Raw genomic sequence first — 15,336 nt, 5'->3', positions numbered from 1 at the left:
CTGGATGCGCGCCTTGGCGCCGCCGGCCACTACACCGCCGAGCCCTCGAACACCGGCCCGAAGCGCACCCAGCGCTTGCCGTCGAAGCGCTGCAGCTGCATCTGCTCCAGCGGCCGGTGGTCGCTGGGGCTGGTGTTGATCTTGATGCCGGGCAGCAGGATGGGGTTCTCCAGGTCCTTCAGGTTGTTGGCCTGGGCCATGATGTTGCGGCGGCTGAAGTCGCCGTTGCACTGCTGCAGCACGCGGGTCATCACCATCGCGGTCATGTAGCCGTAGCTGTTGAACGATTCATCGGGGTTGCCCTCGGGGTACCAGCGCGCCATGAAGGCGCGGTAGGCCTTGATGCCGGGGTCGTCGGCCATGCCGGGGTCGCTGGGGTCCTTGGCGTACACGGTGCTCAGCACGCCGGTGGCGCGCTCGGCGCCGGCCGGAATCAAGACGCCCTGGATCGACGACACACCTGTGGCGATGTAGTGCGCGCCCTTGAAGCCCATGTCGCTGGCCTTGCGGATGGAAATGGCGCCGAACTTGCCCGTCACGCCCGAGATCAGCGCATCCACCGGGCTGCTGAGCAACTGCACCAGCACCGAGTCGAGCGTGGGGTCGGTCACCTCGTAGCTCAGGGCCTTGACCTGGGCGTCATAACGCGCACCCAGCACGTCCTTGGCACCGGCGATGTAGTCGCGGCCGAAGTCGTCGTTCTGGTAGACGATGGCGAACTTCGCATCGGGCTTGCCCTGCAGCGTGTGTTTGATGGCCACCTGGCATTCCACCCGGCCGCTGGGCGCGAAGGGCATCGACCAGGGGTTGGACTTGTAGTCCGTCCACTTGTCGCCGTTGACCGACAAGAACAGGTGCGGCACGCCCAGCTGGTTGACATAGCGCACGATGGCCGAGTTGGGCCCGGTGCCCAGGTTGCCGAACAGCAGGGCCACCTCGTCCTGCTCGATCAGCTTGCGCGCCATCTCGGCGGTCTTGGCCGGGTTGAAGCCGTCGTCGTAGAAGATGAAGCTGATCTTGCGGCCGGCCACGCCACCCTGGTCATTCACCATCTTGAAGTAGGCCGCCTGCGCGCGGGCGATGGTGCCCAGCGCCGACACTGGGCCGGAGAGGGAGGTGGTGTTGCCGATGCGGATCTCGCTGGCCGTGACGCCGGGGTGGGCCTGGGCGTGGGCACTGCCGGGCAGCAGCAGGCCGCCGGCCGAGCCGGCCAGCAGCTGCGCGGCCGCGGCGCCGAGCAGGTGGCGGCGCTGCAGGGTGGACGGGATCGCGTCGTGGGCGTCAAGGTCGGGCATGCGGGTCTCCTGTTGTTTGGGTGTCGGCTTGTCTGGTTGTCGGGTCGTCTGGTTGTGCGCTGGTCTGCTGGTCGCGGATCAGCCGGCCAGGCCCGGCAAGACATGCTTGGCGAACTGCTGGCGCAGCGTGAGCTTGTGCACCTTGCCCGTGCCGGTCATGGGCATGGCGTCGACGAAGGCCACGTCGTCGGGCAGCCACCAGTCGGCCACCTGGCCGCGCATGTAGTCGATCAGTGCGCCACCCTGCAGCGTGCTGCCGGGCTTGCGTACGGCCACCAGCAGCGGGCGCTCCTGCCATTTGGGGTGGGCCACGGCAATCACCGCGGCCTGCAGAACCTCGGGGTGGCCCACGGCCACGTTCTCGAGCGCGATCGAGCTGATCCACTCGCCACCGCTCTTGATCACGTCCTTCGAGCGGTCGGTCAGCTGGATTCGGCCATCGGGCGCGATGCTGGCCAGATCACCGGTCTTGAGCCAGCCGTCTTCGTCCAGCGCGCTGCCGCCCTCGTTCTTGAAGTAGGCCGAGCTGACCCACGGCGCCTGCACCCGGAAGTGGCCCACGGTGTGGCCGTCCTGCGGCAGCTCGTGGCCGTCGTCGTCCACCAGGCGGTAGCGCACGCCGCAGGCGGCGCGGCCCGAGCTCATGCGCGCGTCCACGCGTTCGTCAAAGCTGCGCGGCTCGGCGCTGGGCGCCATCAGCACCGAGCTGCCGCCCAGCGCCTCGGTCATGCCCCAGGCCTGCAGGATCTCGACGCCGTAGTCGCGCTCCAGCGCCTCCATCAGCGAGCGCGGCACGGCCGAGCCGCTGGACAGCGTGTAGCGCAGCGTGGAAAAGCGCTTGCCGCTGCGCTGCAGCCAATCCAGCAAGATGAGCCAGAAGGTGGGCACGCCGCAGGTGAGCGTGACGCGCTCGCCTTCGAGCAGCTCGTAAAGCTTGTCGGGCTCGTAGTTGCGACCGGGCAGCACCAGCTTGGCGCCATGCATCGGCGCCAGATACGGAAACTGCCAGGCATTGCCGTGGAACATCGGCGCCATCGGCATCAGCACCGGCAGCTCGCCGTTCTGGCTGCGCAGGCCCACCAGCGGGCCGAACATCATGGCCACCAGCAGGGCCGAGCGGTGCGAATACAGCACGCCCTTGGGGTTGCCCGTGGTGCCCGAGGTGTAGCACAGCGTGGAGGCGCTGCGCTCGTCGAACTCGGGCCACACGTAATCGTCAGGTTCAGCGGCCAGCAGGTCTTCGTAGCACAGCAAGGGCCTGGGCAGGGTGTGGCTGGCCGGCATGGCGGCGCGGTGGTCCATCAACACGAAGGCTTCCACCGTGCCGAGCTGCGGTGCGATCTTCTCGAGGATGGGCAGGGTGACCGCATCCACGAACAGCAGGCGGTCTTCGGCGTGGTTGATGATGTAGACGATCTGCTCGAGGTGCAGGCGCGGGTTCACCGTGTGCAGCACCGCGCCGGTGCCCGACACGCCGTAGAACATCTCGAACTGCTGGTGCGTGTTCCAGGCCAGTGCGCCCACGCGGTCGCCCATGCGCATGCCCAGGCGGGTGATGGCGTTCGCCAGCTGGCGCATGCGCGCGTGCGCCTGGCCATAGGTGTAGCGGTGCAGCCCGCCGCCGATGGTGCGCGCCACGATCTCGGTGTGGGTGTGGTACCGCGCCGCGTGCTCGATGATCGACGAGATCATCAGCGGCTTGTCCATGATCAGGCCGGGCAGCACGGGCGGGGGCATGGCAAGAGCTCCAAAGCGCGACCGCCGCATCTTGCGGCCGCCCCGCCGCAGCGGCCACCGGGCTTGCCCTGGGGCGGCGTGTCGCCTTGGTGTCAGGTATCACCGCCAAGAGGCTGGCACCCGCGGGGCGGTGAAGCTGGCCAACGCCACCAACGCCACCAACGCCACCAACGCCTGCAACGCCGCGCCTGACCAGATCGAACGCGAACCTGGCGTCGGCTCACCGACACTAGTCCAGTGAAACGGAGAAATCGGATGTGCGTGGGTACCTGTCAGGGGCGCCATCTAGGCGCCGGGCGCAGCCGGGTTGGTCACCCGGCGAGCACCGGCAACGACGAGGGCGCCCCTGACAGGTGCCCACCCTGCGGGCAGGGGTCTGGCAGGGCATGCGCCGGTGTTGCAACCCTTGCCCAGGCGTTCAGCCTGGGCTGCGGGCCGCGCCTTGTCGCCTGCCCTGCCAAACCCCTGCGCACATCCGATTTCTCCGTTTCACTGGACTAGCCAAGCTGCGCGGCGTTCCGGGGCTTCGGGCCTGGCGAGTGGCGAAGTACCCGCTACCTCAGTGGCGACGAGGGCTCGGCCAGGGTCTGGAGCGAGGCGATCCAGGTCATGCGCATCACCACATGCCAAGTGGCGCAGCTTCACGCCGCGGCCTCTGACGCCCGGGCGTTCACTGCGCCAGCCACCTCGCCGGCACCATCACCAGCGCCGGAAACAGCACCAGCAGAAACAGCACCACGAACTGCGCGGTCATGAAGGGCAGCACGCCGCGGGTCACCTCGTCCATCTTCATGCGGCCCACGCCGGCCACCACGTTGAGCACGGTGCCCACTGGCGGGGTGATCAGGCCGATGGCGTTGTTGATCATGAACAGCACGCCGAAGTACACCGGGTCGATGCCGGCGGCCTTGACCACCGGCATCAGCACCGGGGTCATGATCAGGATGGTGGGCGTCATGTCCATCGCCGTGCCCACGGCAATCACCAGCAGCATGATGGCCAGCAGCAGCAGCGTGGGGTGGCCCATGAAGGGCTGCAGCAGCTCGATCATCTGCGCCGGGATCTGCGCCACGGTGATCAGCCAGGCGCTGACCATGGCCGCGGCCACCAGGAACATGATCACCGCCGTGGTGCGCGCCGAGGCCACGAACACCTCGATCAGCTGCGCGGGCTTGAGCTCGCGGTAGACGAACACGGCCACGAACAGCGCGTACACCGCGGCCACCACGGCGGCCTCGGTGGGCGTGAATACGCCCATCTTCAGCCCCACCAGCACGATCACCGGCAAGAACAGCGCCCAGGCCGATTCACGCAGGGCCAGCCAGCGCGCGGCGGCGTCGGCGCGGGGCGGCGGCGTCACGGCCTCGCCGCGGGCCACCCACCACCAGGCGATGGCGATGGCCACGCCCATCAGCAGCCCCGGCACGATGCCGGCCATGAACAGCTTGCTGATCGAGACATTGGCGGTCACGCCGAAGATCACGAAGCCGATCGACGGCGGAATGATCGGCGCAATGATGCCGGCCGAGGCGATGAGCCCGCCCGAGCGCGCGCGGTCGTGCCCGGCGGCCACCATCATCGGCAGCAGCAGGGCGGCCAGTGCGGCGGTGTCGGCCACGGCCGAGCCCGACAGCGCGGCCATCAGGCAGGCCGCGACGATGGTCACAAAGCCCAGGCCGCCGCGCTTGTGGCCCACCAGCGTGAGCGCCAGCGCCACGATGCGGCGGCTGAGGCCCCCCACGTTCATGATCTCGCCGGCCAGCATGAAAAACGGCACGGCCAGCAGCGGAAAGCTGTCGGCGCCATTGATCACGTTCTGGGCCAGGATCTGCGCCTCGAACAGGTCGAGGTGCCACATCAGCGCCACACCCGACACCAGCAGCGCAAAGGCAATGGGCATGCCCAGCGCCATGGCGCCCAGCAGCGACGCCAAAAACACCAACACAGTCATCTCACACGTCCTTGAGCATCGCCGCGCCGGGCGGCAGACCCACGGGCTGATCGCGCAACAGGCGCCACAGCCGGCGCAGCAGGCAGGCGATGGCACCCACGCCGAACACCACGCCGCTGGCATAGAACCAGCCGACAGAGGCACCGCTCACCGGGGCCTGCACGTCCCAGTTGATGCGGGTTTGCTGCCAGGCGCCCTGCAGCAGCAGCACGCTGGTGCCCAGCATCAGCAGCGTGGCGGCCAGCTGCAGTGCGCGCCGGCCGCGCGGGCCCAGGCGGTCGAGCAGCATGTCGCTGCCCATGTGCGCGTCCTGGGCCAGCGCCGCAATGGCGCCCAGAAAGGTCAGCCACACGAACAGCCAGCGCGCCAGCTCCTCGCTGACCGTGATGCCGCTGTTGAACACATAGCGCAGCAGCACGTTGCCGGCCACCAGCAACACCATCACGGCCAGGCAGGCGGCGCCCAGCAGGTCGAGCGCACGCACTGCCCGGTTCATGCCGGGGTCTCGCGCAGCAGCCCCGTCAGGCCCACCAGCGCCGCCAGGTAGCTGTGCACGCCCAGGCCCTGCACGGTGGCGCGCACCGCCGGCGAGATGATGGAATGGGCGCGCCAGGCCTCGCGCGCGGCGATGTTGCTCATGTGCACCTCCAGGCACGGAAAGGGCATGGCCTTGATCGCATCGTGCAGCGGCACGCCGTGCTGGGTGAGGCCGGCCGGGTTGATCAGCGCGCCGTGGGCGCTGTCGATGTGCTGGTGCAGGCAGTCGATCAGCGCACCCTCGTGGTTGCTCTGCAGCGTGGTGAGCTGCACGCCCAGCGTCTCGGCCAGGGCGCCCAGGCGCTCGTTGATCTGGGCCAGCGTGGTGTGGCCGTAGATGTGCGGCTCGCGGCGGCCAAACAGGTTGAGGTTGGGGCCGTGCAGCACCAGGATGTTCAGGCGTGCGGTGCTCACTTCTGCACCTTGGCCAGTTCGTCGTTGTAGAGCTTGACCAGCACCGGGTCGTAGCTGGCGGCGAACTTCTCGGTCACCGGCTTGGCGATGGCGCGCATGCGTGCCTGCTCGGCCGGGCTCAGCTCGTTGTACTGCATGCCCTTGGCCTGCAGCTCGCCCACTGCCTTCTGCGCGGCGGCGCGGCTCACCTGGCGCTGGTAGGCGCGGGTCTCGTCAGCGGCCTCGTGCATCCACTTCTGCTCGGCCGGCGTGAGCTGGTCCCAGAACTTCTTGCTCACCAGCACGATGTTGGCGGCATACACGTGGTTGGTGGCGCTGACATGCTTTTGCACCTCGAAGAACTTGTTCGAGGCGATCACCGCAAACGGGTTCTCCTGGCCATCCACGGCCTTGCTCTCGAGCGCGCCATACAGCTCGGCAAAGGGCATCGGCACCGGGTTGGCCTTGAAGGCCTTGAAGGTCTCGATGAACACCGGGTTGGGGATCACGCGCAGCTTCAGGCCCTCCAGATCCTCGGGCCGGGTGATCGCGCGGCGGCTGTTGGTGACATTGCGAAAGCCCAGGTCCCAGTAGCCCAGCGCCACCAGGCCCTTCTCGGGCAGGCGGGCCAGCAGGGCCTGGCCGAAGGGGCCGTCGAGCAGCGCGTCGGCCTGCGCGAAGCTGGCCACCGAGAACGGAAAGTCGATCAGCCCGAACTCCTTGACGATGCCGGCCAGCGAGGTGGTGGCCGGTGCCGACATCTGCTGCACGCCGCCCTGCAGCGCCGACTGCTGCTGCATCTCGTTGCCCAGCTGCGAGGACGGGAACTCCTGCACCTTCATGCGGCCGCCGCTCTTGCTGGCCAGCAGCTCGGCAAAGCGCTTGACGCCAAAGCTCACCGGGTGGTCGGCGTTGTTCAGGTGGCCGAAGCGGATGGTGCGCTCGGGTGTGGCCTGGGCCCGGGCGGGCAGGCTGGCGGCCAGCGCCAGGCCCGCGCCAAGGGTGGCCAGCGTGGCCAGGCGCAGCGCCGTGCGGCGCAGGATCGATCGGTTCATGGCATGTCTCCTGACGAAGGGTTGGGGGTGTGCGCAGCACGCGTCACCTGGCTGCTGGGTTGCGGGCCCTGGCCGCTGCGTTCTGCGCTGTGGTGAAGCACTCTAGCCGAACTGGAAATGTTTTCCAATCGGTAATTTCTTTCTTCCGATTCGGTACACTGGCCGGCATTCGCCGATGGCCCGATGGCGGGCAAGGAGACGCAGCGATGAGCGGACAAACCGAACGCAGCTTCAATGTGCTGGAACACCTGGCGGCCCACCCCGGCGGCTGCTCGCTGTCGTCCATCGCCACCGGCCTGGGCCTGCCGCTCAGCGCCACCCACCGGCTGCTGGCCGAGCTGATCCGCCTGGGCTATGTGCGCCAGGACCAGAGCCATGGCGACTACGTGCTCACCATCAAGCTGGTGGCCATGGGGTTGAGCTTTCTCAGCAGAACCGGCATCACCGACATTGCCCAGCCGCTGCTCGACCAGCTGGCCGTGCAGGCCGGCGAGCTGGTGCGCCTGGCGGTGGTGGACGGCGATGCGCTGACCTTCGTGGCCAAGGCCCAGGGCGCGCGCAGCGGCCTGCGCTACGACCCCGACATGGGGCTGTCGGTGCAGCTCTCGTGCAGTGCCGCCGGTCATGCCTGGCTGGCCACGATGAGCGACGAAGACGCGCTGCAGCGCGTGGCGCGCCAGGGCTTCGGCCAGCCCGAGCAGTTCGGCCCCAAGGCGCCCACCACGGTGAAGGCCCTGCTCACGCACCTGAAGCTGGCACGCGTGCGCGGCTTCTCGGTGATCAGCGAGGTGTTTGCGCCGGCCATGACGGCCATGGCCGCCACGGTGCGCGATCCGCGCGGCCAGGTCATCGGCGTGGTCACCATCGCCGGGCCGCTGATCCGCCTGACCGAAGAACGCATGCTGGCGCTGGGCCCCACGCTGGTGGACACCGCCGCGCAGGTGGGCCAGGCCAGCAGCGCCTCGGCGCTGTTCAAGCGCGCTGCCTGAGCCGGCCCGCCCGGGCCCTTGCCCGGGGCTCAGGGGGCCTTGCCGGCCAGCGGCCTGGGCAGCGGCACCGGCTGGATGCGGCCATCGGCCTGCTCGCACCACAGCGAGGTGATGCCCTGGGCATCGTCAGCCGCAAAAAACAGCCGTAGGCCCAGCCGGGTGAACTGGTGCGGGTAGCTGTCGGCCGGGCCGGGCGCCAGATCGGCCAGCAGGCGCGTGCCGGCGGCGCTGCCGTCCGAGGTCCACAGCTCGTAGCCGTGCTCGGCGTCGAGGGCGGCATACAGCAGGCGCGGGCCATCGGCGGCCAGGCGGTTGGGCACCTCGCCGCCGGGCACGGCCTGGCGCGGGGCTTCTTCGCCCGGCACCTGGCGCGCGGCGCGGGCGGCGCGCGCCAGCTCGGGCGCCATGGCCTGCGGGGCGGGGCGGGTGCCGGCGGCGCTGCCATCGCTGCGCCACAGCTGCACCGGGCCGGCGCCATCGCTGGCGGCAAAAAACAGCGCGCCGGGGGTGGCGGTCAGGTGCGCCGGCAGGCCGTGGCCCGGGCCGGGGTTCAGGTCGCGCAGCAGGCGGGTGCCGGCGGCCGTGCCATCGCTGGCCCATAACTCGATGCCGTGGCGGCCATCGTCGGCGGCAAAAAACAGGCGGCCGTTCCAGGCGGCCAGTGCGGCCGGCCGGGCCCCGGCTGCACCGGGCTGGATGTCGCGCACCAGGCGCGTGCCGCGGGCGCTGCCGTCGCTGGTCCACAGCTCGGGGCCATGGCGGCCGTCGTCGGCCACGAAAAACAGGCGCTCGCCCACGGCGGTCAGGCGGGCCGGCATGGCGCCGCCGGGGCCGGGGCGCAGGTCCTTCACCAGCCGGGTGCCGGCGGGCGTGCCGTCGCTGACCCACAGTTCGGCGCCATGGCGGCCATCGTCGGCCACGAAGAACACGCGGTCGCCCAGGCGCAGCAGCTCGCGCGGGTTGCTGCCGCCGGCGCCGGGGTTCAGGTCGCGCAGCAGCCGGGTGCCGGCGGCGTCGCGGCCATTGCTGATCCACAGCTCGAAGCCGTGGCGGCCATCGTCGGCCACCAGCAGCAGCTGCTCGCCCAGCGGGGTGAGTGCGCTGGGCACGCTGTCGTCGGGCCCGGGGCGGATGTCGGCCACGCGGCGGGTGCCGGCGGTGCTGCCGTCGCTGCACCACAGCTCGAAGCCGCTGCGGCCGTCGTTGGCGGCAAAGCAGGCCTGGCGGCCAAAGCGCACCGGTTGCGACGGGTGGCTGCCCAGCTCGCCGGGGCGGATGTCGGCCAGCAGCCGCGGCTGCAGGTCGGCGGGGTCCAGCGTCCACAGCTCCTGGCCGTGCGGGCCGTCGTCCATGGCCAGCAGCAGCTGCTCGTCCAGGGCCAGCAGATTGACCGGCACCGACACCGGCCGCGCCCGCGGCGGGCGCCACTGCGCGCCGGCCTCGGGCGCCCAGCCGGCGGCCAGGCTGGCCAGGGCCAGCGCACCCAGCAGCCAGGCCAGGCCCTGGCGCTGCGACCGCGGCTGCCGCCCGCTGCCCCGGTGCAGGCTCACAGTGCGCCCCGGCGCCGCGCCGCGCCGCGCAGGCCCAGCAGGCCGGCCAGCCCGCCCAGCATCAGCGCCAGCGCGCCGGGCTCGGGCACCGGCGCGGCCACGCTGTGGATGGCGGCCACCAGCTGCAGCTGCGGCAGCGAGTCGCGGGTGTTGTAGTCGAGCCCGATCTCCAGCTGGCTGATCGTGGCGCCGGCGGCCACGCCGAAGTGGCTGAGGTCGAGCCGCGTCATGTTGACGTTGTGGTCGTCGACGATGGTGGTGGTCTCGGTGGTGAAGTACAGCCGGCGCTGGCCGTTGATCGTGACCCACAGGCTGTCGAAACCCTCCTGCGAGTATTCGTAGGCCTCGTGGCCCACCTCGAACAGCGCGATGTCGTCGCCGCTGCCGTTGAGCACGCGGTTGTCGGTGAAGGCCAGCACGATGCTGGCGCCGGGTGTGCTGCTGCGCACCCAGGTGGCCAGGCTGGCATCGGTGAGGGCCTGGGCGGCCGAGCCGGCATTGGTCTCGAACACGCCCTGGCTGGAGATCAGGGCATCGGCAAAGCCGCGTGCTTCGAGGCTGAGGCCGCCCACCTCCAGGGTTTGGGCGTGGGCCGGCACGGCCGCCAGCGTGCACAGGGCCACCGTGGCGGCAAGCAGGGGTTTGAACAAGGATTTCATGGCAGGGGCAGGTTGCTTGGGCGGTGCGGAGAGAGAGGGATAGAGAAAGGGCGGGGCGCGGGATCAGCCGCGCTGGCGGCGGCGCGCGGCCAGCAGCAGCGTGCCCAGGCCCAGCGCAAACAGCGCCCAGGTCTGCGGCTCGGGCACGGCCGCGGCGGCCGACACATCGACATTGCCGCGCAGGTCAAACCAGCCGGCCTGCTGCGGGTTCTCGAGGTCGATGACGAAGCTGATGCGGCCGCTGCTCTGCCCGCTGCCGCCCGGCAGCGTGGCCGAGCCGAGGCTGCGCTCCTCGGTCAGGGTCAGGCCGGTGTCCAGGTTGCCGGCGTTCAGCGTCAAGGCCGCCAGGGCCCAGGTGTGGCCGTCGTCGGCCAGCGGCGCGGCCACGCTGAGGCTGTAGTCGACCGTGATCGTCACCTGGCCGGCGCCCGACAGCGTGAAACCCGCCGCCTGCTGCGCCCAGGCCTGGCCGGTGTGCGGCTGCGAGAGCAGCGGCTGCACGGTGAAGCGTGTGGCGCTGGCTGCCAGGCTGGTGCTGCCGGCTGCCGTGAGGCCGGCGCTGGCCGCGGCGTGCGGGGTGCTGGTGTGGAGCGCCTGGTCGGCCCAGGCGGCCAGCGCTGCCGGCTCCTGCAGGCTGTTGCCGCCCAGGCCGCCGGCCTCGCGCGATTCGGCAAAGGCCGACTGGAACGCCAGGCTGTCCAGCCAGCTGAGCGTGAGGCCCGGCGTGGTGCTGAACTGCAGCTGCGTGACCTGCAGGCTGGCCGTGCTGTCGGCCGCCAGGGCCGGGGCGGTGGTGGCGATCAGCAGCGTGGCCAGGCCGGCCGCCAGCCGGCCGGTGGCGGACGCGGCAAGCGCCGTGGTGGTGGCGGTGATGGAGGCGGCGGTGGTGGTGGTGCTGGTGCGTGTTTGCATGGATGAACTCCGGGTGTGCGGTGGATGCGGCGCGCGCCGCGTCAGTACACGACCACCTTGCCGGTGGCGCGCGGGCTGGTGCAGTCGTTGTAGAAAAACTCGCCGCGCTGGTTGAAGGTGTAGGCCTGCACCTGGCCCGGGGCCAGCGGGCCGATGTTGAACAGGCCCTCGAAGAACTGCGTGGCGCAGTGCGGCTTGGTGTTGGTGGCCGGGTTGCTGAAGGTCACCGTGGTGCCCAGCGGCACGCGCAGGTGCTGCGGCGCCATGGCATTGGTGGTGTCGAGCTCCACCGCCCCCACCACGCCGTTGCTGTAGCTGCGGTTGAGCGTGATGAGGTTGTTGACCACGCTGCCTTCCACCGCGGCGGCGGTGATGTCGCGGCGCAGCGCGGGCGGCTTGGGCGCCGGCAGCGCCGCCACCGTGCCGCCCAGCTTGAAGGCCCACAGGTAGTCACCGCGCGGGGCATCGGCAAAGGGCAGGCCCGAGCCGCCGGCAAACACCGCGACGTACTGCTCGCCGTCGATCTGGTAGCTGATCGGGCTGGCGTTGATGGCCGCGCCGGTCTGGAACTTCCACAGGTCGCGGCCGTTGAGCGCGTCCATCGCCAGCAGGGTGCCGTCGGGCTGGCCCATGAACAGCAGGTTGCTGGCCGTGCTGAGGATGCCGTTGCCATGCGCCACCGACCAGGGCAGCGCCTTGCGCCAGGCCACGGTGTTGGTGGCCGGGTTGACGGCCACCACGCCGCCCGACATGGGCGTGCCCAGCGGGCGCAGGCCGTTGCTGGCCTCGGTCAGCGAGTGGGCCACGGCCACATAGCCCACGCCGGTGTAGATCAGCTTGGTGGTGTGGCTGAACGACTGGTGGTTCCAGTCGGCGCCGCCGCCCTGGCCGGGGAAGGTGAGGATGGGCTCGTCCCAGTGCGGCGTGAACAGGCAGCCCTGCTTGAAGTTGGGCACCGCGCGGGCGGGGCCGTCGCTGGTGGGGCAGGTGGGCACGAAGGAGCCGCCGCGCGGATAGGGCTGGGTGGGCCAGGTCTTCTGGCGTGCGTCCTGCGGTACCGGGCGTTCGTCCACCGGGTTGATGGGCACGCCGGTGGCGCGGTCGAGCACGTAGTGCATGCCGGTCTTGCTGCCGTAGACCACGGCCTTGCGCGCCTGGCCCTGCACCGTGATGTCGGCCAGCACCGGGGCCATCACGTTGTCCATGTCCCAGATGTCGTGGTGCACCGACTGGAAGTGCCACTTGTAGGTGCCGGTGCGCACGTCCATGGCCACCAGCGAGTTGCCGAACAGGTTCTGGCCGCCGCGGCTCGAGCCGTTCTGCGACGAGCCCGCGCGCACATTGCCGAAGGTCCAGTACACGGTGTTGAGCTGCGGGTCGATGGCCGGATGGATCCACGGTGTCGCGCCGCCGGTGAGGTAGGTGTCGCCCTCCCAGGTGTCGCCGCCGATGGTGCCCGGCGCGGCGCTGCCGAAGAAGTGCCACACCAGATCGCCGTTGCTGGCGTTGAAGGCCAGCGCCGCGCCGCGGTTGCCGTCATTGGTGCCCACATGCACCAGGCCGTCGTGGTAGACCACGGCCACCTTGGCGATGTTGCCGTAGCCGTTGTGCTGGCGCTCCCACACCACCTGGCCGGTGGCCTGGTCGAGCGCGATCACCCAGTTGCCGGTGGTCAGCGTGTAGACCTTGCCATCACCCACGGCCACGCCGCGCCGCGTCTGGCCGCCGCGGCCGGGGTTGTAGCTCCACTTCACCGCGCCGGTCTTGCCGTCCACCGCGTGCACGCGGCCCTGCGCGGTCTCGATGAACAGCACGCCGTTCACCGCCACCGCGGTGCTCTGGTTGTTGCCCGACTTGGCGCCGCCTTCCAGGCTGGTGAGCCAGGCCGCGCCGAGCTGGCCGATGTTGCCCTTGTGGATCTTGGCCAGTGCGCTGTAGTTCTGGTTGCCCAGGTTGCCGCCGACCTTGGGAAAGTCGGTGGTGGCGGCCAGGCAGCAGCTGTCGGCCGAGGCGGCCGTGGCGCTGAGCGGCAGGCCCAGCGGCGCCAGGGCCAGCAAGGGGGCGGCCAGCAAGGGGGCGGCCAGCATGGGGGCGGCCAGCAGCCGCGGCGTGGTGAATGGCATGGTCAAAAACTCCTGTGGGCGGCATGGCGCCCAGGCATGAACCGTGGGCACGCCCGGGGGCGTGCCCGACAGTCGGGTTCGGATCGAAGCGGAAGGCCGGCGATGGCCCGGCACTGGCACCGGCAAAGGCGCCGGCAAAAGCGCCGGCAAAAGCGCGGCGCCGGTGTGGGCTCAGCGCCGGCGCCGGGCGCCCAGCGAGGCCACGCCCAGCAGGCCGGCCAGCAGCAGCGCGGCGCTGGTCGGCTCGGGCACCGCCGCGGTGTAGGCCACCTGCAGCGTGGCGCTGCGCCAGCGGCCATCGGCCAGGCCGGCCAGGTCGTCCACGGCGTCGTACAGCTCGAGCTGCAGGCGGCCGTCGCCGCCCAGGCGGAAGGCCAGGCCGCTGTTGAGCAGGTCGACGCTGCCCTGGCCCTGCCAGCTGCCGGCGCTGGCCTGGTCGGGCGCGGGGCTGAACTGCACGCCTTCGCCGTTGCTGGCGGTGAGCGCCAGGCTCAGCTCCTGCAGCCAGCTGGGGTCGAAGGCCTGCACGTCCACCGTCCAGCGCAGGCCGGTGATGAAGGCCTGCGCCGGCAGGCGGTAGGTCAGCGTGCTGTTGTCGGCATCGCCCTGCAGGCCGGTGCTGGGCAGGTTGGTGAAGGCGATGTCCAGCGTGCCCGCACGGGTGTCGGCGGCCTGGGCCTGGCCGGCCAGGGCCGCGCCGGCCAGCAGCAGGCTGGCGAGCAGGGGAGGTGTGCGCATGGTCGGCTCTCCGGCGCGCATCAGTTGCAGAAGGGCGTGAGGCCCATCACCGACATCACGCCCTGCGTGACCAGCTTCTCGAAGGCCTGGGCGCCCACGCCGCTGCCGTTGAACGAGTGCGCGTTGTGGCCCAGCGTGGTGACCCAGCTCTTGCCGCCGTCGTAGTACTGGCACCAGGCCACCGGGTGGAAGTCGGGGTGGCCGGGGTGCGGCGCGGCGTTGGCCGGGCTCAGCGAGGCGGTGTCCACCTTGGCCAGGAACTTCACGTTGCTGGGGAAGGGCGCGAGGTTGTACCACTCGTCCTGGAACGCGAAGGTGCCGGGCACGCCGGCGGTGGAGGGGTCGGCCGCGGTGATCACGACATTGCCGTTGCGGTTGGGCGCGTGGTTGTAGAAGTTGGCGTTGCCCAGCAGGCCCTCGTAGTAGGGCCAGTTGTATTCGGCCCCGAAGGCGTTGTGCAGGCCCACGAAGCCGCCACCCCGGCGCATGTAGTTGCGCAGCGCGGTGCGCGCCGCGTCGTTGCTGTTGGCGGCGGTGGCGTTGAACAGGGTGTCGCGGTTGCTGCTGGCGAAGATCACCGCCTTGTAGTTGTTGATGCGCCCGGCCAGCACGGTGACGTCCTCGGTCCAGTCGGCGGCAATGCCGGCGGCGGCCAGCATGCGCACCAGGCCGGCCTGCATGACGTTGTTGTCGGCCATGGTCGGGTTCAGGCCGGCGGCCATGACCGTGCCCAGGTTGGCGTGGCGCGGGCCCGCGGTGCGCGAGTAGATCAGCACCTTGTTGGGCAGCGCGTCGAAGGCATGCCAGTCGTTGAAGCACTCGGTGCTGAGGCCGCGGCAGACGTTGTAGTAGGCGTCGATGTTCTTCGGGTTGATCTTCTTCACCGCGCCGGTCTGGGCCTGGGCGCTGGCGCCTGACAGGGCGGTCAACAGTGCGAGGGCGGTGCTGGCCAGGGGGCCGCTGCGGGCCAGTGCCCGCAGGCCGCGGTGGGCAAGGGTCGAGGTCATGGAATGCTTCTCCGGTGTTGGTGCGGGCCCCGCCACTGGGGCCGGCGACATGCCGGCGACGGGGCGCGGTCCAGGCCAGGGCAGGGGCTGCCGCGAAACCTGATGGAATCCTATTCCGATCGGAAAACATTTCCAATTAGCAAATTGATTCTGGTTTTCCCGCATGGACGCCGCGGCCCGGTGCCGCGCGCCGCGGGTATTCGGCCCGCCGCTGCCTCGTGCGGTCAGGCCGCAGGTGCACCGCGCCGGGCCAGGCCGGGTTTCAGCGCCTACCCCCTCACAGCAGGGGGGTGCGGCTTTCGCCAGATCAACGCGTGGGGTTCGGCCGACCTGCTACAACGTGTTAAAAATGTCTCAGTTCAATTGCTGGGCGGTGAAGTTCATCACCGG

At 70.4% G+C, this 15,336-nt stretch carries 13 protein-coding genes; 1 reads left to right on the top strand and 12 read right to left on the bottom strand.

The window, feature by feature from the left end; all coding sequences use genetic code 11:
• Positions 1–29: 29 nt before the first annotated feature.
• From N4G63_RS26925 to N4G63_RS26900, 6 genes are all read right to left on the bottom strand, one after another.
• Positions 30–1,295: an ABC transporter substrate-binding protein gene (locus N4G63_RS26925; protein WP_260790879.1), complete on the bottom strand. Its 1,266-nt coding sequence runs from the start codon at positions 1,293–1,295 to the stop codon at positions 30–32.
• Positions 1,296–1,373: 78 nt separating this feature from the next.
• Positions 1,374–3,032, bottom strand: coding sequence for a long-chain fatty acid--CoA ligase (locus N4G63_RS26920; protein WP_314600412.1), 1,659 nt, complete (start codon positions 3,030–3,032; stop codon positions 1,374–1,376).
• A 670-nt stretch (positions 3,033–3,702) separates the two neighbouring features.
• Positions 3,703–4,983 (bottom strand): TRAP transporter large permease subunit, encoded by a 1,281-nt coding sequence (locus tag N4G63_RS26915; RefSeq protein WP_260790875.1) that lies wholly within the window; start codon positions 4,981–4,983, stop codon positions 3,703–3,705.
• A 1-nt stretch (position 4,984) separates the two neighbouring features.
• Entirely contained in the window at positions 4,985–5,479 is a 495-nt protein-coding gene (locus N4G63_RS26910) for a TRAP transporter small permease (RefSeq protein WP_260790872.1), read from the bottom strand.
• Positions 5,476–5,919, bottom strand: a complete 444-nt coding sequence (locus tag N4G63_RS26905) for a type II 3-dehydroquinate dehydratase (RefSeq protein WP_260790914.1) — start codon at positions 5,917–5,919, stop codon at positions 5,476–5,478. The genes N4G63_RS26910 and N4G63_RS26905 overlap by 4 nt, the downstream gene beginning before the upstream one ends.
• A gap of 11 nt (positions 5,920–5,930) precedes the next feature.
• Complete coding sequence (locus N4G63_RS26900) at positions 5,931–6,968, bottom strand: TRAP transporter substrate-binding protein (RefSeq protein ID WP_260790871.1); 1,038 nt, start codon at positions 6,966–6,968, stop codon at positions 5,931–5,933.
• 206 nt (positions 6,969–7,174) lie between these two features.
• On the opposite strand from N4G63_RS26900, the gene N4G63_RS26895 reads away from it, so the two are divergent.
• Complete coding sequence (locus N4G63_RS26895; protein ID WP_260790869.1) at positions 7,175–7,957, top strand: IclR family transcriptional regulator; 783 nt, start codon at positions 7,175–7,177, stop codon at positions 7,955–7,957.
• Between the two features lie 29 nt (positions 7,958–7,986).
• Here N4G63_RS26895 and N4G63_RS26890 read toward each other — a convergent pair whose 3' ends face one another.
• From N4G63_RS26890 to N4G63_RS26865, 6 genes are all read right to left on the bottom strand, one after another.
• Positions 7,987–9,507, bottom strand: coding sequence for an ELWxxDGT repeat protein (locus N4G63_RS26890; protein ID WP_314600411.1), 1,521 nt, complete (start codon positions 9,505–9,507; stop codon positions 7,987–7,989).
• Positions 9,504–10,166, bottom strand: a complete 663-nt coding sequence (locus N4G63_RS26885) for a PEP-CTERM sorting domain-containing protein (protein ID WP_260790864.1) — start codon at positions 10,164–10,166, stop codon at positions 9,504–9,506. The genes N4G63_RS26890 and N4G63_RS26885 overlap by 4 nt, the downstream gene beginning before the upstream one ends.
• A 63-nt stretch (positions 10,167–10,229) precedes the next feature.
• Positions 10,230–11,078 carry a PEP-CTERM sorting domain-containing protein gene (locus N4G63_RS26880; protein ID WP_260790855.1) on the bottom strand — a complete coding sequence of 283 codons (849 nt, stop codon included), beginning with the start codon at positions 11,076–11,078 and terminating at the stop codon, positions 10,230–10,232.
• Between the two features lie 41 nt (positions 11,079–11,119).
• The gene (locus N4G63_RS26875; protein ID WP_314600410.1) at positions 11,120–13,201 is read right to left on the bottom strand and encodes an outer membrane protein assembly factor BamB family protein; all 2,082 of its coding nucleotides are present in this window, start codon (positions 13,199–13,201) and stop codon (positions 11,120–11,122) included.
• Between the two features lie 171 nt (positions 13,202–13,372).
• The gene (locus N4G63_RS26870; RefSeq protein ID WP_314600409.1) at positions 13,373–13,939 is read right to left on the bottom strand and encodes a PEP-CTERM sorting domain-containing protein; all 567 of its coding nucleotides are present in this window, start codon (positions 13,937–13,939) and stop codon (positions 13,373–13,375) included.
• 20 nt (positions 13,940–13,959) lie between these two features.
• The gene (locus N4G63_RS26865) at positions 13,960–14,946 is read right to left on the bottom strand and encodes a ThuA domain-containing protein (RefSeq protein WP_314600408.1); all 987 of its coding nucleotides are present in this window, start codon (positions 14,944–14,946) and stop codon (positions 13,960–13,962) included.
• Positions 14,947–15,336: the final 390 nt, after the last annotated feature.

Source organism: Aquabacterium sp. OR-4 (assembly GCF_025290835.2).
Classification (GTDB): Bacteria; Pseudomonadota; Gammaproteobacteria; order Burkholderiales; family Burkholderiaceae_C; genus Pseudaquabacterium.
The sequence above is the reverse complement of the archived record's forward strand: the minus strand, read 5'-3'. Positions and strand labels throughout refer to the sequence as shown.

Bases quoted from the DNA above. Each gene is read 5' to 3' on its own strand.
- N4G63_RS26925 (WP_260790879.1), bottom strand. From the start codon at position 1,295: ATGCCCGACCTTGACGCCCACGACGCGATCCCGTCCACCCTGCAGCGC.
- N4G63_RS26920 (WP_314600412.1), bottom strand. From the start codon at position 3,032: ATGCCCCCGCCCGTGCTGCCCGGCCTGATCATGGACAAGCCGCTGATG.
- N4G63_RS26915 (WP_260790875.1), bottom strand. From the start codon at position 4,983: ATGACTGTGTTGGTGTTTTTGGCGTCGCTGCTGGGCGCCATGGCGCTG.
- N4G63_RS26910 (WP_260790872.1), bottom strand. From the start codon at position 5,479: ATGAACCGGGCAGTGCGTGCGCTCGACCTGCTGGGCGCCGCCTGCCTG.
- N4G63_RS26900 (WP_260790871.1), bottom strand. From the start codon at position 6,968: ATGAACCGATCGATCCTGCGCCGCACGGCGCTGCGCCTGGCCACGCTG.
- N4G63_RS26895 (WP_260790869.1), top strand. From the start codon at position 7,175: ATGAGCGGACAAACCGAACGCAGCTTCAATGTGCTGGAACACCTGGCG.
- N4G63_RS26885 (WP_260790864.1), bottom strand. From the start codon at position 10,166: ATGAAATCCTTGTTCAAACCCCTGCTTGCCGCCACGGTGGCCCTGTGC.
- N4G63_RS26880 (WP_260790855.1), bottom strand. From the start codon at position 11,078: ATGCAAACACGCACCAGCACCACCACCACCGCCGCCTCCATCACCGCC.
- N4G63_RS26875 (WP_314600410.1), bottom strand. From the start codon at position 13,201: ATGCCATTCACCACGCCGCGGCTGCTGGCCGCCCCCATGCTGGCCGCC.
- N4G63_RS26870 (WP_314600409.1), bottom strand. From the start codon at position 13,939: ATGCGCACACCTCCCCTGCTCGCCAGCCTGCTGCTGGCCGGCGCGGCC.
- N4G63_RS26865 (WP_314600408.1), bottom strand. From the start codon at position 14,946: ATGACCTCGACCCTTGCCCACCGCGGCCTGCGGGCACTGGCCCGCAGC.